At 67.6% G+C, this 24,016-nt stretch carries 24 protein-coding genes, 3 tRNA genes and 1 pseudogene; 15 read left to right on the forward strand and 13 right to left on the reverse strand.

Features of this window, described 5'->3' with window-relative positions:
* Positions 1 to 15: 15 nt before the first annotated feature.
* Complete coding sequence (locus ACOAMO_RS10550; RefSeq protein ID WP_420174753.1) at positions 16 to 1,176, reverse strand: GNAT family N-acetyltransferase; 1,161 nt, start codon at positions 1,174 to 1,176, stop codon at positions 16 to 18.
* A 78-nt stretch (positions 1,177 to 1,254) separates the two neighbouring features.
* On the opposite strand from ACOAMO_RS10550, the gene ACOAMO_RS10555 reads away from it, so the two are divergent.
* Positions 1,255 to 1,336: transfer RNA gene (locus tag ACOAMO_RS10555), tRNA-Leu, on the forward strand.
* Between the two features lie 132 nt (positions 1,337 to 1,468).
* Positions 1,469 to 2,059 (forward strand): hypothetical protein, encoded by a 591-nt coding sequence (locus ACOAMO_RS10560; protein ID WP_420174754.1) that lies wholly within the window; start codon positions 1,469 to 1,471, stop codon positions 2,057 to 2,059.
* Between the two features lie 11 nt (positions 2,060 to 2,070).
* On the opposite strand, the gene bcp is transcribed toward ACOAMO_RS10560, so the two are convergent.
* On the reverse strand, positions 2,071 to 2,550 hold the full coding sequence (bcp, locus tag ACOAMO_RS10565) for a thioredoxin-dependent thiol peroxidase (RefSeq protein ID WP_420174755.1): 480 nt from the start codon (positions 2,548 to 2,550) through the stop codon (positions 2,071 to 2,073).
* Between the two features lie 142 nt (positions 2,551 to 2,692).
* Between bcp and ACOAMO_RS10570 the strand changes: the two genes are divergently transcribed.
* The 6 genes from ACOAMO_RS10570 to ACOAMO_RS10595 all read left to right on the forward strand — a co-directional run bounded on the left by ACOAMO_RS10570 (position 2,693) and on the right by ACOAMO_RS10595 (position 7,259).
* Positions 2,693 to 3,163, forward strand: a complete 471-nt coding sequence (locus ACOAMO_RS10570; RefSeq protein ID WP_420174756.1) for a DUF3618 domain-containing protein — start codon at positions 2,693 to 2,695, stop codon at positions 3,161 to 3,163.
* Between the two features lie 328 nt (positions 3,164 to 3,491).
* A complete protein-coding gene (locus ACOAMO_RS10575; protein WP_420174757.1) occupies positions 3,492 to 4,805 on the forward strand; it encodes an ABC transporter substrate-binding protein in 1,314 nt (437 codons plus the stop codon).
* An 88-nt stretch (positions 4,806 to 4,893) separates the two neighbouring features.
* Positions 4,894 to 5,976 carry a carbohydrate ABC transporter permease gene (locus ACOAMO_RS10580; RefSeq protein WP_420174758.1) on the forward strand — a complete coding sequence of 361 codons (1,083 nt, stop codon included), beginning with the start codon at positions 4,894 to 4,896 and terminating at the stop codon, positions 5,974 to 5,976.
* A complete protein-coding gene (locus ACOAMO_RS10585) occupies positions 5,973 to 6,914 on the forward strand; it encodes a carbohydrate ABC transporter permease (protein ID WP_420174759.1) in 942 nt (313 codons plus the stop codon). The genes ACOAMO_RS10580 and ACOAMO_RS10585 overlap by 4 nt, the downstream gene beginning before the upstream one ends.
* Positions 6,915 to 7,054: 140 nt before the next feature.
* Positions 7,055 to 7,130, forward strand: a tRNA-Lys gene (locus ACOAMO_RS10590).
* 56 nt (positions 7,131 to 7,186) lie between these two features.
* Positions 7,187 to 7,259, forward strand: a tRNA-Lys gene (locus tag ACOAMO_RS10595).
* A gap of 62 nt (positions 7,260 to 7,321) precedes the next feature.
* On the opposite strand, the gene ACOAMO_RS10600 is transcribed toward ACOAMO_RS10595, so the two are convergent.
* From ACOAMO_RS10600 to ACOAMO_RS10610, 3 genes are all read right to left on the reverse strand, one after another.
* The gene (locus ACOAMO_RS10600) at positions 7,322 to 8,221 is read right to left on the reverse strand and encodes an aldo/keto reductase (RefSeq protein ID WP_420174760.1); all 900 of its coding nucleotides are present in this window, start codon (positions 8,219 to 8,221) and stop codon (positions 7,322 to 7,324) included.
* Positions 8,222 to 8,291: 70 nt separating this feature from the next.
* The gene (locus tag ACOAMO_RS10605) at positions 8,292 to 9,050 is read right to left on the reverse strand and encodes a type 1 glutamine amidotransferase (RefSeq protein WP_420174761.1); all 759 of its coding nucleotides are present in this window, start codon (positions 9,048 to 9,050) and stop codon (positions 8,292 to 8,294) included.
* Entirely contained in the window at positions 9,047 to 10,204 is a 1,158-nt protein-coding gene (locus ACOAMO_RS10610; protein WP_420177017.1) for a MurT ligase domain-containing protein, read from the reverse strand. The genes ACOAMO_RS10605 and ACOAMO_RS10610 overlap by 4 nt, the downstream gene beginning before the upstream one ends.
* 366 nt (positions 10,205 to 10,570) lie before the next feature.
* On the opposite strand from ACOAMO_RS10610, the gene ACOAMO_RS10615 reads away from it, so the two are divergent.
* The 6 genes and pseudogenes from ACOAMO_RS10615 (at position 10,571) to ACOAMO_RS10640 (ending at position 15,893) form a co-directional block, all read left to right on the forward strand.
* A complete protein-coding gene (locus ACOAMO_RS10615; protein ID WP_420174762.1) occupies positions 10,571 to 11,047 on the forward strand; it encodes a cupin domain-containing protein in 477 nt (158 codons plus the stop codon).
* Positions 11,048 to 11,199: 152 nt separating this feature from the next.
* Positions 11,200 to 11,922, forward strand: a complete 723-nt coding sequence (locus ACOAMO_RS10620; RefSeq protein WP_420174763.1) for a succinate dehydrogenase cytochrome b subunit — start codon at positions 11,200 to 11,202, stop codon at positions 11,920 to 11,922.
* A complete protein-coding gene (locus tag ACOAMO_RS10625) occupies positions 11,919 to 13,877 on the forward strand; it encodes a fumarate reductase/succinate dehydrogenase flavoprotein subunit (protein WP_420174764.1) in 1,959 nt (652 codons plus the stop codon). The genes ACOAMO_RS10620 and ACOAMO_RS10625 overlap by 4 nt, the downstream gene beginning before the upstream one ends.
* Positions 13,874 to 14,626: a succinate dehydrogenase/fumarate reductase iron-sulfur subunit gene (locus ACOAMO_RS10630; protein WP_420174765.1), complete on the forward strand. Its 753-nt coding sequence runs from the start codon at positions 13,874 to 13,876 to the stop codon at positions 14,624 to 14,626. Before ACOAMO_RS10625 ends, ACOAMO_RS10630 begins: the two co-directional genes overlap by 4 nt.
* A 22-nt stretch (positions 14,627 to 14,648) precedes the next feature.
* Positions 14,649 to 15,479, forward strand: a pseudogene (locus tag ACOAMO_RS10635) (thioesterase, FlK family).
* Between the two features lie 3 nt (positions 15,480 to 15,482).
* The gene (locus ACOAMO_RS10640; RefSeq protein WP_420174766.1) at positions 15,483 to 15,893 is read left to right on the forward strand and encodes a DUF6157 family protein; all 411 of its coding nucleotides are present in this window, start codon (positions 15,483 to 15,485) and stop codon (positions 15,891 to 15,893) included.
* Positions 15,894 to 15,903: 10 nt separating this feature from the next.
* Here the strand turns inward: ACOAMO_RS10640 and ACOAMO_RS10645 are convergent, their stop codons facing one another.
* Together ACOAMO_RS10645 and ACOAMO_RS10650 are read right to left on the reverse strand one after the other, a co-directional pair.
* Entirely contained in the window at positions 15,904 to 16,167 is a 264-nt protein-coding gene (locus ACOAMO_RS10645) for a HypC/HybG/HupF family hydrogenase formation chaperone (RefSeq protein ID WP_420174767.1), read from the reverse strand.
* A gap of 1 nt (position 16,168) precedes the next feature.
* Positions 16,169 to 17,446: a nickel-dependent hydrogenase large subunit gene (locus ACOAMO_RS10650; protein WP_420174768.1), complete on the reverse strand. Its 1,278-nt coding sequence runs from the start codon at positions 17,444 to 17,446 to the stop codon at positions 16,169 to 16,171.
* 35 nt (positions 17,447 to 17,481) lie between these two features.
* Here ACOAMO_RS10650 and ACOAMO_RS10655 point away from each other — a divergent pair, with 35 nt between their 5' ends.
* On the forward strand, positions 17,482 to 17,835 hold the full coding sequence (locus ACOAMO_RS10655) for a hydrogenase maturation nickel metallochaperone HypA (RefSeq protein ID WP_420174769.1): 354 nt from the start codon (positions 17,482 to 17,484) through the stop codon (positions 17,833 to 17,835).
* Positions 17,836 to 17,837: 2 nt separating this feature from the next.
* On the opposite strand, the gene ACOAMO_RS10660 is transcribed toward ACOAMO_RS10655, so the two are convergent.
* From ACOAMO_RS10660 to ACOAMO_RS10685, 6 genes are all read right to left on the reverse strand, one after another.
* Positions 17,838 to 18,383: a HyaD/HybD family hydrogenase maturation endopeptidase gene (locus tag ACOAMO_RS10660; protein WP_420174770.1), complete on the reverse strand. Its 546-nt coding sequence runs from the start codon at positions 18,381 to 18,383 to the stop codon at positions 17,838 to 17,840.
* Positions 18,383 to 19,597: a Ni/Fe-hydrogenase, b-type cytochrome subunit gene (cybH, locus tag ACOAMO_RS10665; RefSeq protein ID WP_420174771.1), complete on the reverse strand. Its 1,215-nt coding sequence runs from the start codon at positions 19,595 to 19,597 to the stop codon at positions 18,383 to 18,385. Before cybH ends, ACOAMO_RS10660 begins: the two co-directional genes overlap by 1 nt.
* Complete coding sequence (locus ACOAMO_RS10670; RefSeq protein WP_420174772.1) at positions 19,594 to 21,333, reverse strand: nickel-dependent hydrogenase large subunit; 1,740 nt, start codon at positions 21,331 to 21,333, stop codon at positions 19,594 to 19,596. The genes cybH and ACOAMO_RS10670 overlap by 4 nt, the downstream gene beginning before the upstream one ends.
* A 2-nt stretch (positions 21,334 to 21,335) precedes the next feature.
* A complete protein-coding gene (locus ACOAMO_RS10675) occupies positions 21,336 to 22,652 on the reverse strand; it encodes a hydrogenase small subunit (RefSeq protein WP_420174773.1) in 1,317 nt (438 codons plus the stop codon).
* A gap of 100 nt (positions 22,653 to 22,752) precedes the next feature.
* Positions 22,753 to 23,616 carry a hydrogenase nickel incorporation protein HypB gene (gene hypB, locus ACOAMO_RS10680; protein ID WP_420174774.1) on the reverse strand — a complete coding sequence of 288 codons (864 nt, stop codon included), beginning with the start codon at positions 23,614 to 23,616 and terminating at the stop codon, positions 22,753 to 22,755.
* Complete coding sequence (locus tag ACOAMO_RS10685) at positions 23,588 to 23,974, reverse strand: hydrogenase maturation nickel metallochaperone HypA (RefSeq protein ID WP_420174775.1); 387 nt, start codon at positions 23,972 to 23,974, stop codon at positions 23,588 to 23,590. Before ACOAMO_RS10685 ends, hypB begins: the two co-directional genes overlap by 29 nt.
* Positions 23,975 to 24,016 lie beyond the last annotated feature (42 nt).

Here is a 24,016-nt window from a genome sequence, read left to right on the forward strand (position 1 = left end):
GGCAGGAGTGGTTGCTCACAGGCGCTTCTGCCAGGCGCCTTCGGTCACACCCGCCACGAAGCCCAGCTGATCGTTGATCGCGAGCATCCAGCGGTTCTCCCCGGCATTCCAGGTGTGGAGCCGTCGTCGTTGGCGGAAGTGCTCGCCCACCGCTCGATGGTTCTTGATCTTGGTGAGCAGCCCCAACCGATGCCCCCGGTGCCCGGCATCGACGACGGTGTGCTGTTGGTAGCAGACCTCATCGTGCGCGGGATCGGTGGTGATGTTCGTGGAGGCGGCCATCGCCCCGCTGGCAAGGTCCATGGCCACGGTGGTGAGGCTGCGCACCCCGGTGGCTCGTCGCGCTTCCTCGGCCCGACGCACGCGCTGTGGCGTCCAGTCTTCCGGTTCGGAGTCGAGCCCGGCGCTGGGCATCTCCTCGGTGAAGTGGCGCATCATGGCCGCGAAGGGCTCCAGCAATTCCTCCGGAAGCTCGTCGACGATGGTGCGCAGCTGGTAACCCTCCGCATGGGGCAGCGACTGGTTCCACAGCTGCTCCAGGACGTCGTCGTCACCCGGCAGCGGGCAGACGGAATGGCGCTCGCACTGCTCCAGGGCATAGCCGTGGGCCAGGGCGAAGGCGGTGGCCGGGTCGTCGAGGGCGATGGTGCCGAAGCCGGTGGGTGGGCTCAGGGTGGGCTGCCGGCCCGAACCCTGCTCGCCGGGGACCTGGGGATGGTCCGTCCAGCACTGCAGCGTGGTGCAGCCGCGCCCTGCCGCCACCTGCTCGGCGGCCTGCAGCAGGAGTCGTCCCACGCCACGGCGACGATGCTCCCGGGCCACGACGACGTGCAGCTCGGCAAGCGTCGTGTTCTCGTGCACATGCCCGGTCAGGCCGGCAGCAGCCAGCACCCGCCCCCGTTCCGGGGCACGTTCTGCCTCCCAGCTGAGCTCGGGCAGGCCATGGGGCCCGACGGGGAGTTGATCGGCAGCCACCCCGTCGACGGCCACCAGGCTCACCCGCCAGGAATCCAGCTGGCGGCGCAGCGAATGGACGCCCAGGGCCAGTGGCATGTGGAAGTCGTCGGTCCCCAGCACGTCCAGGGCCTCGGCCAGTCGAATCTGGTCGCTTTGCTCCATCACCCAGGACGGCTCGAAGCTGTCGCGGGTGGGAACTGCGATCTCGCAGACGATCATGGGCATCACCCTGCCGGGTCCGCCGATCGGGCGCCACCGAATTTCCCACCCCACATGTGCCCTAGACTGCTGCACCGAGCCGAAGTGGTGGAATTGGCAGACACGCAGGATTTAGGTTCCTGTGCCTTCGGGCGTGAGGGTTCAAGTCCCTTCTTCGGCACTCGATCAAGACATGGAATCGATCAAGACACTGAGCGATCACTGAACGCTTGGCGCCGATCGTTGGTCCTGCCCGGGTGGTGGGAGAGACTGGAAAGACCTGCCCCCTCCCCACAGATCGAGGCATTTCCCCATGTCACGTACGGTTCGCATTCCTGCCTCGGCTCCCTATGAACTCCTCAGCCAGGCCATGCCGGACACGGTATGGGGGCGTCTGGAGGAGACCTCGCAACCGGTGGCCGTCTCCACAGTGTGGGGTGCGGCCAGCCGCGCCGGCGACCGCGCGACGGTATGGGTCTCCGATCCGCCCGAGGTGGCACGACGTGCCGCGGTGGGGGATCCGGAGCCACCGCGCCGCGGGTTGGGGAGGTTCTTCGGCGCGCCGGTGAAGGTGGTGCAACGCGAGCTGCGTGATTCCGACGTGGTGCTGGCCGTCCTGCTGGCCCTGCATCCCCGCGGTGGCGGCTGGCCCATCACCTCACTGCCCGCGAGCCTCCAGCTGAAGCTGGCCCACACCGTGGTGGACCACCGGCGTGGCGACGGACAGGACTGGCGCCCGCGCACCCAGCACGACATGGACGCCGTCGCCGAGCTGTTGTGCGCGATGGCGCGCTTCTTCCATCGCGATCCGAGCCCGGAGAACGAACAGCGCCTCCTCGACCTGGTCGAGCACTTGCCCGGGACGGTCGAAGAGGCGCAGGAGGTCATGGCCCGGTTGGGCTGACCAGGGTGGGGTCAGACCCCCAGTTCGCGGCGCAGCTTGGCGACGTGCCCGGTGGCCCTGACGTTGTACTGCGCCACCTCGATGGTGCCCTTGCCCTCGGCGTCGACGTCGACGATGAAGGTGGAGCGGATCACGCCCTGGATCTCCTTGCCGTACAGCTTCTTCGTGCCGTAGGCGGCATAGGCGTCCAGCACGGTGCGCTCGGGATCGCCGAGCAGCGTGACGTGCAGGTCTTCCTTGTCGCGGAACCTGGCCAGCTTGGCCGGGGTGTCGGGGGAGATCCCGATCACCTGGTAGCCGGCGTCGGAGAGCTCGTCGAGGGCTGCGGTGAAGTCGACGGCCTGGACGGTGCAACCGGGAGTCATGGCAGCCGGGTAGAAGTAGACGATCACCTTCTGCCCGGCGAAGTCGGACAGACGGACGATCTTCTCGTCGGCGTCGGGGAGGGCGAAATCAGGTGCGGGGGAGCCCGCCGTGAGGCGCTCGGTCATGACGACACCCTAGTGGGGTTCGCCAACAGCGCACAGCCTGGCTGGCCGTCACGTGGCCTCGTGCGGTGCTTGGGGCATAGTCTTGTCACGTAGTGCGGGCCGTTCCCGGTCCGTCGTCGTGCAGCGCCAGACAGGAGACCCCATGGCTGACAAGAAGACCGACACCCGCTCGGCACAGCAGATCCGCGCCGACATTGCTGCGGCCCGTGCTCGGATGGGCGCCAATGTGGAGGGCCTGGTCAACGAGGTGCACCCCAAGGCCGTCAAGCAGCGCAGTGTCGACGAGGCGAAGGCCTTCGTGATGACCGAGGTGGACCACGCCAAGAGCCAGGTCAAGGACGAGGACGGGTGGCGTACCGATCGCCTCTCCCTGGCCGGTGCTGCGGCCGGTGCCGTGGCCGTCAGCCTCTTGGTGGTGCGAGCCATCGTCCGTCAGGTTGGCAAGTCCGCTGAGAAGAAGTCGCTCAAGAAGGCCGCGAAGCAGGCGGCCCAGCAGGCCAGCGAGCAGGCCAAGCAGGCGCGCAAGGAGGCCAGCAAGCAGGCCAAGCAGGCGGCGAAGCAGGCCAGCAAGCAGGCCAAGCACGCTCGCAAGCAGGCAGCCAAGCGCTCCTGAAGCACACTTTCCTGGTGATGCCCCCATGCCCTGTGGCGTGGGGGCATCACTGTTTTGTTGGGGGGAGTGGGGCGACATCCATGAACTACCACTCGGTAAAATACAAGATCGGATGGTTTTGGATTTGAACCTGCCAAATCACTTTGGCTAGGGAATATGTTGCGTGGTGCGGCGTATGGCACACCTTTGACCGGAAGAACCTTGCGCGTCTAGATAACAATCTCGTCGTAATGGGTCCCCGAGCGGTCGTCGGCGTGGTTCTTGTGGTTAGTCTGTCCTCCAGCCCCTGAGATTTGGGGGCGTCACCACAAAGAAGTGAGGATCACACATGTCAACCACGAAGAAGGCGCAGCGCGTCGCCATCGCGGGTCTGTCCGTCGCGGCCGTTCTGGCCAGTGCCGCCTGTGGCGGCGGTGGCGATGCTGGATCCGACGAGAGCGCCGCCGCGCTCGACTGGGACCAGAAGGGCCCCATCACCTTCGTCCAGGGCAAGGACAACAACAACCTGGTCCAGCCGCTGCTCGACAAGTGGAACAAGGAACACCCCAACGAGAAGGTCACCTTCGTCCAGCTCTCGGCCTCGGCCGATGAGCAGCGCCAGAAGATGGTCGACAATGCCAACACCAATGGCGCCTCGAACTACGACGTGCTCTACCTGGACATCGTGTGGACCGCCGAGTTCGCCGCCAAGCAGTGGGTGCACGAGCTGCCCAAGGACATGTTCCCCACCGACGGCATGCTGCAGCCCGCCGTGGAGGGCGCTACCTACTTCGACAAGCTCTACGCCTACCCGACCAGCTCGGACGGCGCGCTGCTCTTCTTCCGCAAGGACCTGCTCGACAAGGCCGGCATCAAGGAGGCTCCCAAGACCTGGTCCGACATGAAGTCGGCCTGCGAGAAGGTCAAGGCCCTGCCCGAGGGCAAGGGCCTGGACTGCTACGGCGGCCAGTTCCAGAAGTACGAGGGCCTCACCTGCAACATCACCGAGATCGTCAACTCCGCCGGCGGCGAGTTCCTCGACAAGGACGGCAAGCCGCAGGTGAACTCCGAGGCCTCGCTCAAGGGCGTGCAGTGGCTGCAGGACTCCTTCAAGGACGGCACCATCCCCAAGGCGGCCACCACCTGGATGGAGGAGCCCAGCCGCCAGGCCTTCCAGGACGGCAAGCTCGTCTTCCTGCGCAACTGGCCCTATGTCTACTCGCTGATGGAGGCCAAGGACGGCTCCTCCAAGGTGAACGGCAAGTTCGGCGTCGCCCCGCTGCCCGGCCTCGAGGGCCCCGGCGTCTCCACGCTGGGTGGCCACAACCTGGCCATCAGCAAGACCGCCAAGAACCTCGGTACCGCGCGTGACTTCATCAAGTGGTACGGCGAGGAGGCCCAGCAGAAGACCGCTGCCCAGAAGGCCACCCTGGCCCCGACCCGTGAGTCGCTCTACGACGACGCCGACCTGGTCAAGCAGCTGCCCTACCTGCCGGTGCTGAAGGAGTCCATTGCCACCGCCAAGCCCCGTCCGCAGGCCGTCGAGTACAACGACGTGACCCAGGCGATCCAGGATGCGTCCTACAACGTGATCAGCGGCAAGGAGCCCAAGGCCACCTTCGAGGGGCTGCAGACCAAGCTCACCGAGCTGACCCAGGCCTGATACCCACGGTGGAGCACTGCCCGGCACGGATCACTGTCGATTCGTGCCGGGCACTGTGCCACCACCCCGTTCCCAAAGGAGGGAAACGATGGCCACCGCTGCTGTCGAAACACAGGGCGCGCCCCGCAAGGGCAAGAAGAATGCCCTGAGTGACGGGCAAGGCACCCTTGCCTGGATCCTCGTCGCTCCCACGCTCGCCGTCATCCTCTTCGTGGTTGGCATTCCGATCATCCTGAGCCTGATCGAGTCCTTCTACAAGACCAGCAAGGGCGTCGATCCCACCACCGGTCTCGCGGAGAGCGGCACCAAGTTCGTCGGGCTGGACAACTACGTCAACGCCTTCACCTCGAACGCGACTGCCGTGAGCGGCGTCTTCGGTGAGATGCCACGACTGCTGAACGCCTTTGCCAACAACATCTGGTTCACCGTCATCTGCGTGGTGATCGAGACCATTCTGGGCGTGGCGATGGCCTTGATCATGGCCCGGGCGTTCAAGGGCACCGGTCTGGTACGCGCCGCCATCCTGGTGCCGTGGGCGATCCCGACCATCGTCTCGGCAAAGCTGTGGATGGTGGTCTTCGACGCCAACGGTGTGATGAATCGCCTGATCGGCAAGCAGATCCTGTGGCTCGGTGACTCATCCGCCTCCCAGTGGGCCGTCATCATGGCCGACGTCTGGAAGACCGCTCCCTTCATCGGTCTGCTGACGCTGGCCGGACTGCAGACCATTCCCGCCGAGGTCTACGAGGCGGCCAAGGTGGACGGTGCCAGCGCCTGGCAGCAGTTCACTCGCATCACCCTGCCGATGGTCAAGCCTGCCCTGGTGGTCGCGGTGCTCTTCCGCACGCTCGACACCATGCGCATGTTCGACCTGCCCTACGGCTTGATCGGGCCTAACAAGTACTCGGTGGAGACGCTGAGCATGTTCGCCTACAACGAGGCCGTCAGTCAGCGTTACGGACCGGCCGCCGCCTACTCGATCCTGCTCTTCCTGCTCATCGTGGTCGTGTCCTTCCTGTTCATCAAGCTGCTGGGGGCCGAGGTGGTCAATGATCCCGAGGCGCTGGCCAAGAGCGAGCAGCGCAAGCGGATGCGCAAGCTGCACAAGCAGCAGGTGGCGCGCACCAAGGCGAACAACCGCACCATCACCAGTGGGGAGAGTGCAGCATGACCCAGCAAGCATCCATGAATGCCGCGGTTCCCGCCGGGCAGGAAGTGCTCTCCGACCAGGAGCTGGAGGCGCTCAACAAGCCCAAGAAGAGTGGCGCCGAGATCGTGGGTGGCATCGCCTCCATCCTCGGCATCGCCTTCATCATCCTGTACTGCATCCTGCCCTTCATCTGGATGGTGATCAGCTCCTTGCGGCTGCCCAGCGAGGGCCTCAGCAATGAGTACCTGCCCAATCCGGTCTCGGTCGAGAACTTCAAGATCGTCTTCAACGAGAAGAACAACTTCGTGACGGCGATCGGCAACTCGATCATCATCTCCACCGTCACGACGCTGCTGACCTTGTTCTTCGGCATCGTCGCGGCCTACGCCCTGGCGCGCCTGCGTTTCAAGGGCAAGGCCCTGGTGCTGGCCGTGATCATCGGGTGTTCGATGTTCCCGGCGATCACGATCCTGGTGCCGCTGCTGAAGATGTTCACCGGCACCTACGAGTGGTTGCCGATCAACTGGATGAACCAGTACCAGGCAGTGATCATCCCGTCGCTCAGCTTCGGTCTGCCGCTGTGTGTGTGGAACCTCACGGCCTTCTTCCGGCAGCTGCCCGTCGAGCTGGAGCAGGCGGCCATGGTGGACGGCTGCACGCCCACCACGGCCTTCCGCAAGATCATCCTGCCGTTGGCTGCGCCGGGCATCTTCACCACCGTTATCCTGACCTTCATTGCGGTCTGGAATGAGTACATGTTCGCCATGACCTTCCTTGCCAAGCCCGAGATGATGACGGCCCCGGTCTCGCTGGCGCAGTTCACCGGTGACAGCGCCTTCAACATCCCCTACGGCGCCATCATGGCTGCGGGCGTCGTGGTGACCGTGCCGCTGCTGATCATGGTGCTGGTCTTCCAGCGCCGCATCGTCGCTGGCCTGACCGCCGGAGGCGTGAAGTGACCCGTTGAACACGCTCGTGAGGCGTGGGGCGAAGGGTGTCGGGAATCCTCCCGGCACCCTTCGTCGTCCGTGGGGCAGGGGCGGTCACCCGGGCTCGATTTGCGGGCAGTGGGGTGCCTGCGTATAGTTGGTCAACGCGCGCACCGCTAGCTCAACTGGCAGAGCAGCTGACTCTTAATCAGCGGGTTCAGGGTTCGAGTCCCTGGCGGTGTACCAAGCGAAAGGCGCAATTTGCACAGGCCCCCGGGCAGGCGTAATGTTCCTTCTCGCGCGCACCGCTAGCTCAACTGGCAGAGCAGCTGACTCTTAATCAGCGGGTTCAGGGTTCGAGTCCCTGGCGGTGTACAGAGCAAAGGCCCCGGATCATTGATCCGGGGCCTTGGTCGTTGGCCGAGCCTGTCGAAGCCTCAGCGGTGGGGCTGCGGGTCGTGCCAGGCGGGGGAGGCGTCGAGGCGCTTGATCTCCTCATCGGTCAGCTCGAGATCGACGGCCTGAGCCGAGTCCGTGATGGATTCCGGACGGCTGGCGCCGGGGATGGGGATGAGCTTGTCGTACTTGGCCAGCTCCCAGGCCAGCACCACCTGCTGCGGGCTGACACCACGCTCGCGGGCCACGTCGCCGAAGGCCTGGAAGCGGTTGCCCACCTCGGTCGCGCCGCCACCGCAGCCGCCCAGCGGGCTCCACGGCAGGAAGGCGATGCCATTGTCCTGGCACACCGTCAGGGTGTCGGTGGAGCAGCGGAAGCTGGGGGAGAACTCGTTCTGGACGCTGACCAGCCCGTCGGGGCCCAGCACGTCGCGGGCGATCTCGATCTCCTCGACATTGGCATTGCTGATGCCGACCGCCTTCACCAGGCCCTGCTGCTGGAACTCGGCGAAGGTCTCCACCACCTCGCCATAGACCTTCCAGCGGTCGGGACGGTGCCACTGGTACAGATCGATGCAGTCGACCTCCAGCTGGCTCAGGGAGTGCTCCAGGGCGCGACGCAGGTAGTCCTTGGAACCGTCGCGGCCCCACGTCTCACCCTCGCCGCGGGTGATGCCGCCCTTGGTGGCGACGACGACCTCGTCGCGATTGCTGATACCGCGCAGGCCCATGGCGAGCACGTGCTCGTTGTGGCCCATCTGGTCCCAACTGGGCGCGTAGATGTCCGCGGTGTCGAAGAAGGTGATGCCCGCCTCGAGCGCGGCATGGATGGTCTCCATCGCCTGGTCCAGTGACGGCATGGGGTCGCGCCCCATGGACAGGGGCATGCAGCCCATGCCGATGGCGCTCACGGTGAACGGTCCGAGCTGTCTGGTCTTCATCCCTTGACGGTAGTGGCTTCGACAGGCTCAGCCAACGTTTCCCGCCACGATCCCTGAGCCTGTCGAAGGGTCACAGGCTGCGTGCGTGCTCGATTCGCTGTCGACGCAGTTCGTCGACCTCCGGCATCGGCAGGGGCTCGAGCTCCCGGCCCAGCGCCAGCTCCAGCAGGTGGTCGGCCAGGTCGGGATTGCGCGGCAGTAGCGGGCCGTGGGGGTAGGTGGCGTAGACCCAGCCCTTGCCCACCTGCTGGACGGCGCCCTCGACCCCGGAGCCGTCATTGCCCACGCCGACCTCGACGGTGGCCAGCGGCTTGGCCTGCGGGCCCAGCGTCGTGTGGCCGCCATGGTTCTCGAAGCCGGTGATCAGGCTCTCGGAGCCGTCGGGACGAGTCCAGCGGTGCAAGACCTCACCGACGGCGCGCACATCGGCACGTCGGGTCTCGACGTCCAGCAATCCCAAACCGTCGACGACCTCGTCGCGCCCCCCAACGGTGAGTGTCTTGCCGCAGATCTGGAAGCCCGCGCAGACGGCCAGCAGCACGCCGCCGTTCTCCACTCCACGGCGCAGTCCACCATCGGCCTGAAGGGCCTTCAAGGCGCTGATCTGGGCCATGTCCTCGCCGCCGCCCAAGAAGTACAGGTCTGCGTCGTCGGGCATGGGCTCACCGGGCTCCACCTCGACGACCTCGGCGTCGATGCCGCGCAGCTGCAGGCGCTTGGCGGCCACCTTGGCATTGCCCTGGTCGCCGTAAATTCCCAGCAGGCTCTGGTAGACGAGCACGATCTTGACCGGCTTGGCCGAGGGGACGATCTTGTCTGGCTGGTTCATGCGAGGCCTCCGAGCTTGCGCAGCTTCTGGAACGGGGTGTAGGTGCTGACGACGTCGAGGACGCCGTCCACCTGCTGGCTGGTGATCGCGGTCATCAGGTCGTGCTCGATGGTGTGCTCCACGTCGCCATAGGTCAGCCGCACGGCCAGGTCATGGGCGCGGGGGCCGGTGCACACCACGGTGCGGCCCCGCAGCTGCTCGAAGTCCACGTCCCACAGCCAGCTGACGTCACGGCCGTCGGCGGCGATGGCGTCGATGGCCAGCACCACCGGATCGCTGGTGGCCAGGGTGAGGCTCTCGGCCCATCCGGCCGGATTCTTGGCCAGGAGCAGGCGCGCCTCGACGTCGCCGAAGGTGCCGACGGCGAAGCGCCCGGCGGGGGAGGAGACGGTGCTCATGCCCTTGGTCGCGACGCTGGGTTCGATCCCCATCACGCGGGCGGCAGCCAGCGCGCAGGCGGCATTGGCGCGGTTGAATCGGCCCGGCACGTCGAGCTGGAGCTGCCAGACGGTTCCGTCCTGTTCGACGACGGTCTCACCGTCCACCCGGTAGTCGGCCGTCGGCTGGGTCAGGTCGCAGCCGGTGCAGGTCCACGAGCCGCCACCGACGATCTGGCCGTCCTTGCGCGAGAGCACGGCGCCGCAGGCGGGGCACAGGGCCGCATCCTGGGTCCAGCCGGCGCCGGTGTCGATCCAGATGGTGCGCTGGGCCGGCTGGGCCGACCACACCACCAGCGGGTCGTTGGCATTGGCCACCACCACGGGGCCAGCCTCGCCGGCCTGCTCCAAGGCCGTGCGCCAAGCGCGGCCGAGGCTCTTGAGCTCGAAGTTTCGGTCCATCTGGTCGCGGCTGAAGTTCAGCATCACCAACACCTCGGGGTGCCCCAGCCGGATCACGTCCGGGACGACGCGCTCGTCGGTCTCCAGGCAGGCCACGCTGGCACGAGGTGCCTCGCCCAGGGCCGAGGCGATGCCGTGGTGCAGGTTGGCGCCGTCGGCATTGGTCACCACGGCGTCCTTGTCGCCCGGCAGGCCGGCGCGCAGGGCTGCGGTGAGCAGGTGGGTGGAGGTCGTCTTGCCATTGGTGCCGGTCACCACGGCGATGCGTCGGTTGGCCAACAACTTGCCCAGGGCGTGGGGATCCACCTGGGTCATCACCTTGCCGCGGATGGAGGCTCCCGACCCCTTGCCGGTCAGGCGTGAGGCGAGGGCAGCGGCGCGTCCAGCGGTGATGGCCGCCGTGAGACGCGGGTCGTGCATGAAGGAGGGCGTGCGTGGCATGGGAAACATTGTGGCACCTCCGCCCACGCACACGCGTTTTGAGAAGACCATCCACACTGTTTGACCGTGTCGAAAGCTGTCCCCATCAGTCGGGTTCACGGGTTCTGGCGCGTCGCTCGGGTTCGGGCGATCCGCGTGTGTTGCAACCCACGCGCATCCCACGAACCCACGCGACGGGCAGGAACCCGAGCGGCTGAGCCCCTCCTGACCCGCGGCGGGACGGGTGGGTAGGCTCGAGCCATGGCTATCACTGACAATGGACCGAACCCAAACGTCTTCGACATCGAGACCGAGACCAAGGCCAACGAGAACTACCGCACCGTGGCCTGGAGCGGCAAGTACCTGCAGGTCACGCTGATGAGCATCCCCGTCGGCAAGGACATTGGTCTGGAGGTGCACCACGACACCGACCAGTTCCTGCGCATCGACGCCGGCAAGGGCAAGGTGCAGATGGGGCCCGCCGAGGACCAGCTCGACACCGAGCAGGAGGTCTCCGACGGCTGGAGCATCCAGGTTCCCGCCGGCACCTGGCACAACGTCACCAACACCGGTGACGAGCCGCTGCAGCTCTACACCATCTACGCGCCCGTCCACCACGCCGCCGGTGTGGTGCACACCGACTTCGAGGACGCCGAGAAGCAGGAGGAGGCCGGCAACGACGAGCCTCCGGCCTGGAGCATCCAGCCCGAGAACCAGACGCCCGACGAGAAGGCCTGAGCCCTCGACGCGCACGCGACGCCGTCCCGGTCCAGCCAGGGCGGCGTCGCTGCTTGTCACTCCGAACACTTGTGGTTTTACCACCCCGCTCGTCGGCGTGCCCCGGCGGGGGCCTATGGTGGGTCAAAAGGTCTCTCCAGGAGGCGTTTGGAATGTCCCAGTCACCGTCGACCAGGGCCGCCGGCCATGCCACCGGCCTGTCCAATGCCACCGCGAAGGTGGTGATGGCACTCACCGGCATCGTCTTCGGACTCTTCGTACTGGTCCACATGATCGGCAACCTGAAGTTGTACATGGGTCCGGATGACTTCAACGGCTACGCCCACTGGTTGCGGGCCGCCTTCCACCCGGTCCTGCCGCACGAGGGACTGCTGTGGATCCTGCGGATCGTGCTACTGGTCTGCCTGGCCGCGCACCTCTACTGCGGCTGGCTGGTCCGCAGCCGAGGCCGGGCTGCCCGCGGATCCGTGCGCCGCAAGGGGATGGCCGCCTCCACTTGGATGGCGCGCAGCATGCCCCTGACCGGCATCATCCTGTTGGGCTTCCTCGTCTTCCACCTGCTCGACCTCACCATCGGCACCACGCCCGTCGCCCCGGACGCCTTCCAGGGCCCGACCGTCGCCGCCTCCTACGCCTACTCCAATGTGGTGGCCTCCTTCTCCCGCTGGCCCGTCGCGCTCGTCTACGGCCTGACCATGCTGGCGCTGTGCGCCCACCTCGCCCACGGCCTGCTCAGCGTGGTGCTGGACCTGGGCGCCACGCCCGGCCCCAAGGCCGTGAAGCGGATCAGCGCCGTCGGACTGGCCATCGGCCTGGTCGTCGCGCTCGGCAACCTGACCATCCCCGTCGCCGTGCTGACAGGAGTCGTGAAATGAGCGTCCTGGACATCCCGCGGGCCACCACACCGCTCGACGGCCGCGCGCCCGACGGTGACCCGGCCACCGCTTGGCACCGCGCCAAGCTGCACTACAAGCAGGTCAGCCCGCTGAACCGTCGCAAGTTCACCATCGTCGTGGTCGGCACCGGCCTGGCTGGTTCGGGAGCCGCCGCGGCCCTGGGCGAGCTGGGCTTCAACGTCGTCACCTACACCTTCCACGATGCCGCGCGTCGGGCCCACTCCGTCGCCGCCCAAGGTGGCATCAACGCAGCCCGGGGTCGCAAGGTGGACGGCGACTCGCTGGACCGCTTCGTCAAGGACACCGTCAAGGGCGGCGACTTCCGCGCCCGCGAGGCCGACGTCTTCCGGCTCGCCGAGGAGTCGGTCCGGGTGATCGACCACATGGACGCCATCGGGGCACCCTTCGCCCGCGAGTACGGCGGCCAGCTGCGCACCCGATCCTTCGGCGGCGTGCAGGTCAGCCGCACCTACTACACCCGGGGGCAGACCGGGCAGCAGCTGCAGGTGGCCGCGGCCCGGGCCCTGCAACGGCAGGTGGCCGCGGGCAGCGTGGACCTGCGCACCCACCGCGAGGTGCTGGACCTGGTGGTCACCGACGGCCGGGTCCGTGGCGTCGTCGCCCGGGACCTGCGCACCGGCGCCATCGAGACCCAGGCCGCCCACGCCGTGGTGCTGGCCACCGGCGGCTACGGCAAGGCCTTCTTCCACTCGACGCTGGCCCACAACTCCAATGTCAGCGCCGCCTGGCGCGCCCACCGTCGCGGTGCGCTGTTCGCGTCGCCCTCCTACCTGCAGTTCCACCCCACGGCGCTCCCGGTCAGCTCCCAGTGGCAGTCCAAGACGACGCTGATGAGCGAGTCCCTGCGCAATGACGGCCGAATCTGGGTGCCGGCCAAGGCGGGCGACGAACGCCCGGCGAACGAGATCCCGGAGCAGGAGCGCGACTACTACTTGGAGCGCAAGTACCCGGCCTACGGCAACCTGGCGCCGCGCGACATCTCGTCACGGGCCGCGCGGGAACAGATCGAGGCCGGGCACGGTGTGGGACCGCTGAAGAACAGCGTCTACCTGGACTTCCGTGACGCCATCCAGCGGCTGGGGAAGAAGACCATCGAGCAGCGCTACGGCAACCTGTTCGAGATGTATGCCGACTGCACCGGCGAGAACCCCTACGAGGTGCCCATGCGCATCGCGCCCGGCGCCCACTTCTCGATGGGCGGCCTGTGGAGCGACTACGACATGCAGACCTCCATCCAAGGGCTGTTCGTCGGCGGCGAGGCCGGCTGGGGCTACCACGGCGCCAACCGGCTGGGCGCGAACTCGCTGCTCAGTGCCTGCGTCGACGGGATGTTCACCCTGCCGCACACCATCCCGCACTTCCTGGCGGAGCACCTCAATGAGCCCTTGCTGGAGGATGACGACCCGGCGGTCCGGCAGACCGTCGCCGATGCCACCGGCCGGCTCGACGCGCTGCTGGCGATTGGCGGGAAGACCGGCTCCGACCGCTTCCACCGCGAGCTGGGGGAGATCCTCTACCGAGGCTGCGGCGTGGCGCGCAGCAAGGAGGGGCTGGCACAGGCCATCGAGGAGATCCGGGCCCTGCGGGCACGCTTCTGGAGCGACCTGCGCGTCCCGGGCACCGGGCACGAACTCAACCAGGAACTGGAGAAGGCCGGCCGGGTGGCCGACTACCTGGAACTTGCCGAGCTGATGTGCGTCGACGCCTACGACCGCGACGAGTCCTGCGGCGCCCACTTCCGCGTCGACCACCAGACCCCCGACGGTGAGGCGCTGCGCGACGATGAGAACTGGTGCTTCGTGTCGGCCTGGGAACACACACCGGGCCCCTTGGGGCAGCCCGGGATGCCCGTGCGCCACAGCGAACCCCTGACCTTCACCGCCGTGCCACTGCAGACGAGGAACTACCAATGAGGATCACGCTCGAGGTGTGGCGCCAGCCCAATGCCGTGGCGCCCGGAGGTTTCGTCACCTACGTGGTGGACGATGCGACGCCGGAGATGTCGATGCCGGAGCTGTTGGACCGGCTCAACGACCAGATCGTCGAGGCCGGGGGAGAACCGGTGGCCTTCGAGAGCGACTGCCGCGAGGGGATCTGCGGCTGCTGCGGCATCACCATCGACGACCGGCCGCACGGGCCGGTGGCCAACACCCCCACCTGCCAGCAACACCTGCGCAACTTCCGCGACGGTGACACCGTGCGGCTGGAACCCTTCCGGTCGGCGGCCTTCCCCGTCGTGAAGGACCTCGTCGTGGACCGTTCTGCCCTGGACCGGGTGGTGCAGGGCGGCGGCTTCGTCAGTGTCGACACCGGCACCGCACCCGACGCCGAGGACCGCCAGATCACCTTCCGACGGGCGGAGAAGGCCCTGGACTTCGCCGCCTGCATCGGCTGTGGTGCCTGCGTCGCCGCCTGCCCCAACGGGGCGGCGCACCTGTTCAGCGGCGCCCTGTTGACGCACTTCGCCACCCTGCCGCAGGGCCGGCCAGAACGCTCCAAGCGTGCTCGGGGTGTGGTGAGGGCCGTCGAACAGGACTTCGGCCCGTGCTCCACCTACGGCGAGTGCGTCGAGGTGTGCCCGGCCGGGATCCCGCTGGCCGCCGTCGCCGCCGTGAACAAGGAGATGATGCGGGCCGCCTGGCGTCGGGGCTCCGACGACTGAGAACCGCTCCTGCTCATTCTCCATGGTTGCTCTTGCTTGGAGCACCTATGTCGTTCCCGAGAACCGCTGCGTCCCCGATGTCTTCCCCGAGTCCCCGGAATTCCAGACCGTGCCCCGGGTCTTTGCGACGGCGTACATGGTGGGCGCCGCGGAATGGGCCTGCATGGAGGCACTGCGTCCGCACCTGGAGGAGGGGGAGGGCTCTGTGGGCGTGCACGTCGACTTGTCCCACACCGTCGCCACCCTGCCCTGAATGACCGTGCGCTATGAGTGCACCGTCACCGAGGTGGAGGGACGCACCATCTGGTGGGATGTGCAGGCGTTCGACGACCCGGGGCCCATCGGTTCGGGACGACACGCCCGCGCCGTGCTGCAGCTCGACCGCTTCATGGGCGGCCTGGACAAGCGGGCAGACGAGGCCGAGGGGCTCACCGACGAGCAACTGCACGCCAAACCGCTGCCGTCGTCGATGTCGCTGGGTGGGTTGTTGAAGCACCTCGCCTACGTCGAGGGCTTCTGGTTCGGTGTGGTCATGGGCGGCAACCCGCCCGCCAGGCCTTGGTGCGACGTGGACTGGAAGGCGAACAGGGACTGGGACTGGGACTCCGCACTGGAGGACACGGGCGAGGATCTTCGTCGGATCTGGCGCGATGCCTGTGAGGCGTCACGGGACCACCTGGATGCCTTGGGCGGAGCGGGGCGCGTCGACCTGTCCCGGCTGGTCACGGTGCGCTGATGGGACGAGGACCCCACCGTCCGCTGGGTTCTCGTGCACATGGTGGAGGAGTACTGCCGCCACTGCGGGCACGCGGACCTGCTGCGGGAAGCGATCGACGGCCAGATGGGCGAGTGAGGCATGAGCAGCACCAACTACACCAACACGTTCATCGCCGTCGCCGAGGACTGCCCGGCCACCACGGGTGAAATCCCGAAGGTCACCGCGAAGGGACCAACGATCGCGTCGCTGCAGTACCAGCTGTTGGCCGACCATCCCTACGAGCTGACCTCCGACGACCTGCTCTTCGCCGTGCACACCCGGCGGCAGGCGATCCCCCAGGAGCAGTGGGCGCAGGCCCGGAAGGACTTCTTCGCGAAGGCGCAGGCCTGCCTGCGCTCGTCGCCGCTGGGCAAGCGGTACGGCTGGGGCCTGCACCACGACGCCGAGGGTCGGGTGGCGCTGGTTGCCGTGGGCTCCGCGCGCTACGAGGAGTTGGTGGCGGACGCGCATCTCACGCAGACGCGTGCGATGCGCAGTCGTCGTGCGTGACGTCGGATTCCTAGGTCTCCGTGGGGGAGCCTGGCAGCAGGCCGACCTCCGCGAAGGCTGCAAGGGACTCCCGGGCCGACTTCTCGTCCAGCAGGTCGACGGCGAAGCCATTGGAGACCAGCACGTGGTCGCCCACCCGCGCCTCGGGGACATAGGCCAGACAGCACTCGTCGATCCGCTCCGGATCCTCGGGACGGCCGGGCACCAGCACCCGCGCCATCGGCAAGCCGGCGTCGAAGATCTCCAGGATGCGGGAGGGCAGCGCAATGCACATCTCAGGACTCCTGTTCGATCGTCTCGACGGTGACCGGCATCTGCCCGGGCGGAGCGCTGACACACGGCAGACAGGGGTCGGCGGTCTGGATGCTGGCCTCCACACGCTCCGGCGACCCGACGGCGCCCAGCAGCATCTGCCCCAGCCAGGGCTCGTTCTGCGCGGTCGGGGTGAGGATCTGGGCCTTCACGAGGCGGCCGGTGGCATCGGCGGTGTAGGCGTGCACCAGCAGGCCGCGCGGGCTGTCCACCCAGCCGATCCCTTCGACAAGCTCAGGGAACGGGGAAGTGGGCTCAAGGGTCGGGGAAGTGGTCTCGGGGATCGGTGAGTTCGGCTCGGCGTCGAGTTCGGCAGGATTCGCGGCCAGCGAGGCCACCACCTCGCAGGAGTGCAGCAGCATGATGGCCCGGGCCGCGACGACGCCGCCATGGGCGGTCAGCCAGCGTCCCTGCAGGGCGGCGGCACGCGGGGTCGTCAGCGCCCCGATCCGCAACTGGGCCATCGGCCCTACCCGGTAGACGCCCTTGTCCTGACCCAGCACCGTCAGGAAGGGCCGGGGAGCCGTCTGGCCGGGACGAGCCTCGCCAACCAGCGTCGGCCACTCTGGCGGTGCGGCCGACCGCACCACCACGTCGCCGTCGGCCGTGACGGCACGCAGCCGGGTGCCCAACAGATCGGGGCGTCCGGACTCGTCGACGAGGGCAACATCGGGGCCCGCGAAGACGTCAGCCATGGCAGCGTCGCGCACCAGGCCTTCGGCCAGGTGCTCCGCGGCCTCGACGGCCTCGGCGATGACCTCCGAGAGTTCCCGGACCAGGGCTGGATCCGTCGCCGTGGACACCCCGCCGGGAACCGCCGTGCTGGGGAAGTGCCCGGGGGAGCCGGCCACCTTCATGGCCAACTTGCCGACCCGCCTCAGCTGCAGGCAGCGCTCGCGGTGCTCGGCGAACAGGCGCACCGCCAGGGCGTCCATCGCGGACCCGTGGTGCAGCAGCCGTCGCATGTTCTCCGCCTGCCACGACGTCGCGCCCAGTCCCAGCAGCGCCTCCAGGGCACGGATTCCCGCCAGGTGGTGGGCGGCGGGACAGATGCCGCACAGCCGCTCAACGATCCGCGGCACCTCCCGCACCGGCTGGCCCACCAGATGGGCGTCGACGCGGGGCAGGCCGGCCAGGTCGAACCAGGCCTGTTGGGCGTCGCCGGACTCGTCGACGCGCACCAGCACGCGGGCCGACTGCGGGGACAGCATCGCGTCTAGATTGATTCGTTCGCGGGTCATCGCCCCATCCTCCTGCAGTCTGCAAGAATCTGCTCATGCACGAACTCGGACTGCTCACCACCGTGGTCGCCGCCGTCGAGCAGGCGGTGCAGGCCTCGCCCACCGCGACGCGGGCCAGCGCGGTGGGGCTGCGGGTGGGCAGCATGAGTGGCACGACCGTCGAAGCCCTGCAGGGAGCGTGGCCCATCGCCATCCACGGCAGCTGTCTGGACGGTGCGACGCTGGACGTGGAGCACGTCCAGGCCGCCGTGCACTGCCTCACCTGCCGCGAGGACCGGGAGATCGACGAGTTCTATGCCCTGGTCTGCCCGGTCTGCCAGACCCCGACGGGGAACCTGGTGCGCGGACGTGAGTTCGACGTCGCCTGGGCGGACCTGGAGAGCGACTGACCTCACGCCGACACGGCCTCCGCCGCCGCGACCAGTTCGGCCAGCACGGCCAGGGCAATCGGAGTCGCCTGCTCGACCCCACGGGAGGCCGCCTCGGTCATGCCCAGGCAGAGGTCGACCGTCTCTGGCACCACACCCACGACGTCGATCCGCTCGGGTTCGGTGCCCAGCAGGCGGGCCGCGGCGAGGATGTCCAGCAGCCCCACCTGGTGCGGCGACAACTTGCTGGCCAGCAGCCGCGGTACCTGGTCACCGGACAGGCTGACCACCTCTCCCGGCACGGGGCCAGCGACAGCATCCAGCACGAGCAGGTATCGCGCGTCCTGCACCACCGGCAGCAGCTCCATCCCGCCGGTGCGCCCGTCGACGAAGTCCACCAAGGGACTGGCCGGCGCCTGGGCCTGCACCTGTTCCAACAGCGCCAACCCGATGCCGTCGTCGGCCATGATCGTGTTGCCGATGCCCAGCACCACAACCGGAGCGCCGGTCGATCGCTCGACCGGCGCTGGGCCGCGGCTGGTGATGTGGCTGGTGGTCTGGCTGGTCATCAGTCGATCGGGGGCGCGTCGACGGGCTTGGATCCGCGACGCATCCAGACGCCCCCGTTGAGCATCGCGGAGACGCCTCCGTGGCGCTCGATGGAGTCGGCACGCACGGCCAGGTAGACGTGGGCGATCACGAAGGCCCAGAAGACGAACATGATCAACGCGTGCAGCAGGCGCATGTGCGGGATGCCGATCCACTCGACCGGCGTCGCCAACAGACCCCAGAACCAGTTGTAGCGGTGGTAGAGGGCATAGATGGCGGTGCCGGTGATGATCTGCAGGCCACCCAGCGCGTAGATGCCGGTGTAGGTGAGCTGCTGCAAGGGATTGTGCGCGACGTACAGCGGGGCGTGCTTCTTGATGAAGGTGTAGTACATCGCCACCCGGCCCAGGTTCTTCACGTCCTCGCCCTTCCACAGGGGCCACAGGGCGGGCCAGCGCAGGAAGCGGTCCTTGGCGGTGAAGAGCAGGTAGAGCCTTGTCAGTCCCAGCAGCACCCAGCTGAAGGCTGCGATGTAGTGCACCAGGCGCACCCATCCCATCAGGTAGCCGGTCTCCACGCCGGTGCGCGCGATGGGCCCCACGAAGGGATGCATGATGTAGTACCCGGTGCAGCTCATCACGAAGATCAGGGCCACGTTGATCCAGTGCTGCCAGCGCACCAGCGGGCTCCACAGGTTGACCCGCACCCAGTCCCCGGGGCGGCTGGTCATCTCGTCCTCGAAGCCGTGCACGCTCAACGGCTTGACGGTGACGAAACCCTCCAGCTGGAAGGGGCCGCGGCTGCCGTCGGCACGTTGCCGCGCCACGGCGACCGCGAGGGGGCGGCAGCCCCGCATCTCCACCTGCTGCGCATTGCGACGGATCAGGGCGCGCTGCTCGCGGGTGGACTTCGCCTCCGCGATCACCGAGTCCAGCTCACCGCGCATCACGATGATGGTCTCGGCCGGCATGTCCGACCAGGGGTAGTCGTCGACCTTGGTGAGGGAGAAGCGACGGATGCTGCGCGCCGCGTCGAAGTGCTCCGCCGGCACCCGGGGGACCGGGACGTCCGCGTGCGTCTCGACGATGTAGTTGGCCAGGGCCAGGTCCACGTCGTCGGTGGAACCCTCGGGGGCCGCCGCCGCGAGCGAGATCAGCCGACGCTCGCTCATCCCCCCGACGCTGAAGGCATTGAGCACCTCCACCTGCGGAATGTGCTCGGCGGTGGCACTCATGGCGTCACCACCTGCACCAGCTCCCCACCGTCGGGGTCCAGCACGTGCACCGCGCAGGACATGCACGGGTCGTAGGAGTGGATGGTGCGCATCGGCTCCAACGGTTCCTCCGGCTTGACCAGCGGGTGTGTTCCGTAGCCGAGCGAGGCCTCGTACGGCCCTTCCTTGCCCTTGTCGTCGCGGCCACCGGCCAGCCAGGTGGTGGGCACCACCGCCTGGTAGTTCGCGATCTTCTTGTCCTTGATGGTGGTCCAGTGGCTCAGCTGGCCGCGGGACACCTCGACGATCGAGTAGCCCTGGCACTCCTCGGGCCAGGAGCTCGGCTCCCACTTGGTGGAGTCGAAGACGTCGAGGTCACCCTTCTTGATGTTCTCGATGAACTTCGGGAAGGTCTCCGCCTTGAGGTGCTCCGAACTGGTGGCGGCCTCGATGGCGCGGCACATGATGCGGCCCGCGGTGGAGTTCATCTGCTCGAGCTTGATCCCGGACTTCTTCAACACCATGTCGACCAGCTCCACGGTGCGCTTGTGGCCCTGTGCGTAGGCCAGCAGGACGCGTGCGACGGGACCCACCTGGGTGGGGCGGCCGTCGTAGCGGGGGGCCTTGGACCAGGTGTACTTCTCCTGGTCGCCCAGCCAGGTGTAGGGCGGCTTCGGGCCGGTGTACTGCGGCGTGGTCTCGCCCTTGTCCGGGGTCTTGGCCGCTTCGCCACCCTCGTAGGTGTACCAGGCCGAGGTGATGTTCTCCGCGATCTTGCCCGGGTCGAAGGGGTGGACCGTCTTGTAGTCGCCGTCAAGCAGCACGCCCGGCTTCACCCCGCCCAGGGGTTCCTGGCCGCGGGCCGTGGCCGGGTCCCCGAAGAACATGCTGCCCGCCATCCCGGCGGCGATGAAGGTGTCCGACGACTTCCCGATCGAGTAGTACTCGCGATAGGCGTCCATGATCACCACGACGTCGGGCAGGTAGCACTGCTGGACGAATTCGTCGGTCTCGGCCACCCACTGCCGGATCTGGTCGGTGTGCACCTGGTTGATGGACTCGGACTTGTCCGGGTCGATGGTGCAGGCCATGCCGCCGACCAGGAAGTTCGGGTGCGGGTTCTTGCCGCCGAAGACGGTGCAGATGCGGATCATGGAGCGCTGGAATTCCAGCGCGTCGAGGTAGTGGGCGACGGCCATCAGGTTGGCCTCCGGCGGGAGCTTGTACGCGGGGTGGTCCCAGTAGCCGCCGGTGAAGATGCTGAGCTGACCGGAGTCCAGGATGCCCTGCACCGTCTGCTTCACCTTCGTGAAGCGTTCGACGGTGTTGCCCTTCCAGGTGCTGCCGATGCGCTTGGCGAAGTCGTAGGTCTTCTGCGGGTCGGCCTTGGCGGCGGAGACGACGTTGACCCAGTCCAGTGCCTGCAGGTGGTAGAAGTGGATGACGTGGTCCTGGATCTCCTGGGATGCCATCACCATCGAACGGATCAGGTTGGCCTGCTCCGGGACCCGCGCGCCGATCGCGTCCTCGACGGCGATGCAGCTGGCGATGGCGTGGACGCTGGTGCACACGCCGCAGATGCGTTGGACGAAGGCCCAGGCATCGCGGGGGTCACGGTCCTTCACGATGGTCTCGATGCCGCGGTACTGGGTGGTCTCCGCCCAGGCCTTCTTGATCTGGGTTCCCTGCACCTCCATCTCGATGCGGACGTGTCCCTCGATGCGGGTGAGGGGGTCGATGACGACGCGTTCTGCCATGGTCACTCACCCTTTCCGGTGCTGGTGGAGTCGTTGTTGATGGTCTCGACGGCGCCGGGCTGCTCGACGCCGGTCACCTGGTGCGCCGGCTGGTCCGGCGGCGGTGTGGGGGTGGTGGTCCCGATCGTCGGGTCGCCGCCCTCGCCGAAGGCCCGGATCTGCACGTCCACGGGCGTCCTCTTGGCCGCGGCGTGGCGGGCGGCGGTCAGCCCCGCGTGTGCGGCGACGCCAACCGTGGCGGCGCCCACCAGCCCCCAGCCGACCTTCTCCGCCGTCGCCTCGATGCCGAGGCCGGGAACATTGGGCAGTTCCTCGTAGAAGGGGGTGAAGCGGTCGAAGAAGTGCTTCTCGGTGCACCCGATGCACGGGTGACCCGCGCCGATCGGCCACGACGTGCCCAGGTTCCACTGGATGATCGGGCACGGGCTGAAGGTGCTGGGGCCCTTGCACCCCACCTCGTACAGGCACCACCCGTTGCGGGCGGCCTCGTCGTCGAAGGTGCGCACGTACTGGCCGGCGTCGAAGTGCGCGCGGCGCGGGCAGGAGTCGTGGATCCGCTGGTCGTAGGCGAACTTGGGCCGGCCCTCGGCGTCCAGTTCCGGCAGGCCGTCGTGGGTCAACAAGTACGTGATCGACGCGGTGATCACCTCACCGATCGGCGGGCAGCCGGCGACGTTGATGACGGGCTTGTCCTTGATCAGCTCGTCGACGCCGACTGCGCCGGTCGGGTTGGGGCGGGCGGCCTGCACCGAGCCGTACACCGCGCACGCCCCGACGGCCAGAATGGCGGTGGCATTCTCCGCGGACTCGCGCAGCACCTGCTCCATCGACTTGCCGCCGATGGTTCCGTAGATTCCGCCATCCTTCATGGGCACCGAACCGTTGACCACCAGGATGTGCGGCTCCTTGTTGGTCTCCTCCAGCGCCTTCTCCGCGGCGTGGCCGGAGGGGGCCATCAACAGCTCGAAGTAGTTCATGCTGGTCAGGCTCAGCACCAGTTCCTCGACGGTGGTGCCGCCGGAGCGCAGCGCGGACTCGGAACAGCCGGTGCACTCCTGCAGCTGCAGCCACACCACATTGGGCTTCTTGATGCCCTCGAGCTTCTCGGCGATCTGCTCCGCCGTCAGGGGCGCCTTGCCGGGAGCTGCCTGCGCGGGGCTGGCACCCAGCGCAGCCGGAGCCCCGACGGCGAAGATGGATGCCATCGCCCCACAGAACTTGAGGAAGTCACGCCGGTCGACCCCGGCCCTGGCGAGGTTCTCGCCCAAGGTGCCCTCCTGCCAGACCGGACTCTGGTAGGGGCTCTGTTCGAAGCTCATGGCGTCGCCCTTTCACATCCGTCGGGGCAGCGGTGTCCCAACGATTCACATTCGATACGACGAACTGTAGTGGGTCGTGAGGGGGTTCTTGAACAGGTCCTCAAGTGTTTTCCACGCCAGATCCCGGGGCTTGACCGTCGGCTGCGCGGCGAGCGAGCACCCAGTCGATCCAGGCGTCGATCCCATCTCCTGTCCTGGCAGAGATTTCCAGGACGGTGACGCCGGGGTTGACCTTCTCCAGGTTGCTGCGGAACAGGTCCATGTCGAAATCCAGGTGGGGTGCCAGATCCATCTTGTTGACCACCACCACCTCCACGGAGCGGAACATCACCGGGTACTTGACCGGCTTGTCCTCGCCCTCGGTGATGGAGTAGACCATTGCCTTCGCATGTTCCCCGACGTTGAACTCGGCCGGGCAGACCAGGTTGCCGACGTTCTCGATCAGCACCAGGTCCAGTTGGGACAGGTCCAGGCCGCGCAATGCCTTGGCCACCATCGGCGCATCGAGGTGGCACTCGCCGCCGAAACCGTCGCCGGTGTTGAGCAGGCTGATCTGGGCGCCGAAGCCCTCCAGTCGGTCGGCGTCGATGGCCGTCTCGATGTCGCCCTCGACGACGCCGACGCGCCGCCTGCCCTGCAGCGCTGCCAGGGTGCGCTGCAGCAGCGTCGTCTTGCCCGAACCCGGTGAGCTCATCAGGTTGATGCAGGTGACGCCAGCGGCATCGAAGGCCGCCCGGTTGGCGTCGGAGAGCCGGTCGTTCTCCGCATAGATGTCGGTGAGGACCTCGATCCGCTCCCGGCCGGTCTGGTAGCCGGAGTGGTCCCCGAGCAGGTCCGGGTCCACCTCGTGGTGCTCGTGGGGGTGGTCGTGCTCGTGGGCGTGGTCGCCGTGCTCATGGCTGTGCACGGTGCCGTCGTCATGCGTGTGCATGTCGTCACCGTCGTGCCGGTGGAAGCGTCCCATCGGGGACTCCCTTCTGGTCGGGGTCGTCGACCTCGATGGCGACGACCATGAATTCCTCGCCCGCCGTGATGCGGGTATGAGGGGACTGGCAGTGGCGGCAGTCGAAGCCGAGCTGGTGCCCGGGAAGGCTGTCCTGGTGGCAGTCGAGGCAGGTGAGCCGCACCGGGACCTCCTCGATCAGCAGCCGGGCACCGGCCAAGGGCGTGCCCTTCACGGTGAACCGCCAAGCATGCTGCAGGGCATCCGGGACCACCTGTCGCAGGTGCCCCACACGCAACTCGACCACGGCCACGGGCCGGCCCGCCGACGCGTGTCCCACGATGGCCGCCACCTCGCGGCTCAAGGAGAGTTCATGCACGTCACACCTCGTCAGACCGGTCTTGGGCGTTACCCTACCCAC

The sequence above is a fragment of the Luteococcus struthionis genome (assembly GCF_048595755.1).
In the GTDB taxonomy this organism is placed as follows: Bacteria; Actinomycetota; Actinomycetes; order Propionibacteriales; family Propionibacteriaceae; genus Luteococcus.

Excerpts from the sequence above, each read along its gene's own strand:
- ACOAMO_RS10550 (WP_420174753.1), bottom strand. The coding sequence starts at position 1,176 with ATGATCGTCTGCGAGATCGCAGTTCCCACCCGCGACAGCTTCGAGCCG.
- ACOAMO_RS10560 (WP_420174754.1), top strand. The coding sequence starts at position 1,469 with ATGTCACGTACGGTTCGCATTCCTGCCTCGGCTCCCTATGAACTCCTC.
- bcp (WP_420174755.1), bottom strand. The coding sequence starts at position 2,550 with ATGACCGAGCGCCTCACGGCGGGCTCCCCCGCACCTGATTTCGCCCTC.
- ACOAMO_RS10570 (WP_420174756.1), top strand. The coding sequence starts at position 2,693 with ATGGCTGACAAGAAGACCGACACCCGCTCGGCACAGCAGATCCGCGCC.
- ACOAMO_RS10575 (WP_420174757.1), top strand. The coding sequence starts at position 3,492 with ATGTCAACCACGAAGAAGGCGCAGCGCGTCGCCATCGCGGGTCTGTCC.
- ACOAMO_RS10580 (WP_420174758.1), top strand. The coding sequence starts at position 4,894 with ATGGCCACCGCTGCTGTCGAAACACAGGGCGCGCCCCGCAAGGGCAAG.
- ACOAMO_RS10585 (WP_420174759.1), top strand. The coding sequence starts at position 5,973 with ATGACCCAGCAAGCATCCATGAATGCCGCGGTTCCCGCCGGGCAGGAA.
- ACOAMO_RS10600 (WP_420174760.1), bottom strand. The coding sequence starts at position 8,221 with ATGAAGACCAGACAGCTCGGACCGTTCACCGTGAGCGCCATCGGCATG.
- ACOAMO_RS10605 (WP_420174761.1), bottom strand. The coding sequence starts at position 9,050 with ATGAACCAGCCAGACAAGATCGTCCCCTCGGCCAAGCCGGTCAAGATC.
- ACOAMO_RS10610 (WP_420177017.1), bottom strand. The coding sequence starts at position 10,204 with ATGACCCAGGTGGATCCCCACGCCCTGGGCAAGTTGTTGGCCAACCGA.
- ACOAMO_RS10615 (WP_420174762.1), top strand. The coding sequence starts at position 10,571 with ATGGCTATCACTGACAATGGACCGAACCCAAACGTCTTCGACATCGAG.
- ACOAMO_RS10620 (WP_420174763.1), top strand. The coding sequence starts at position 11,200 with ATGTCCCAGTCACCGTCGACCAGGGCCGCCGGCCATGCCACCGGCCTG.
- ACOAMO_RS10625 (WP_420174764.1), top strand. The coding sequence starts at position 11,919 with ATGAGCGTCCTGGACATCCCGCGGGCCACCACACCGCTCGACGGCCGC.
- ACOAMO_RS10630 (WP_420174765.1), top strand. The coding sequence starts at position 13,874 with ATGAGGATCACGCTCGAGGTGTGGCGCCAGCCCAATGCCGTGGCGCCC.
- ACOAMO_RS10640 (WP_420174766.1), top strand. The coding sequence starts at position 15,483 with ATGAGCAGCACCAACTACACCAACACGTTCATCGCCGTCGCCGAGGAC.
- ACOAMO_RS10645 (WP_420174767.1), bottom strand. The coding sequence starts at position 16,167 with ATGTGCATTGCGCTGCCCTCCCGCATCCTGGAGATCTTCGACGCCGGC.
- ACOAMO_RS10650 (WP_420174768.1), bottom strand. The coding sequence starts at position 17,446 with ATGACCCGCGAACGAATCAATCTAGACGCGATGCTGTCCCCGCAGTCG.
- ACOAMO_RS10655 (WP_420174769.1), top strand. The coding sequence starts at position 17,482 with ATGCACGAACTCGGACTGCTCACCACCGTGGTCGCCGCCGTCGAGCAG.
- ACOAMO_RS10660 (WP_420174770.1), bottom strand. The coding sequence starts at position 18,383 with ATGACCAGCCAGACCACCAGCCACATCACCAGCCGCGGCCCAGCGCCG.
- cybH (WP_420174771.1), bottom strand. The coding sequence starts at position 19,597 with ATGAGTGCCACCGCCGAGCACATTCCGCAGGTGGAGGTGCTCAATGCC.
- ACOAMO_RS10670 (WP_420174772.1), bottom strand. The coding sequence starts at position 21,333 with ATGGCAGAACGCGTCGTCATCGACCCCCTCACCCGCATCGAGGGACAC.
- ACOAMO_RS10675 (WP_420174773.1), bottom strand. The coding sequence starts at position 22,652 with ATGAGCTTCGAACAGAGCCCCTACCAGAGTCCGGTCTGGCAGGAGGGC.
- hypB (WP_420174774.1), bottom strand. The coding sequence starts at position 23,616 with ATGGGACGCTTCCACCGGCACGACGGTGACGACATGCACACGCATGAC.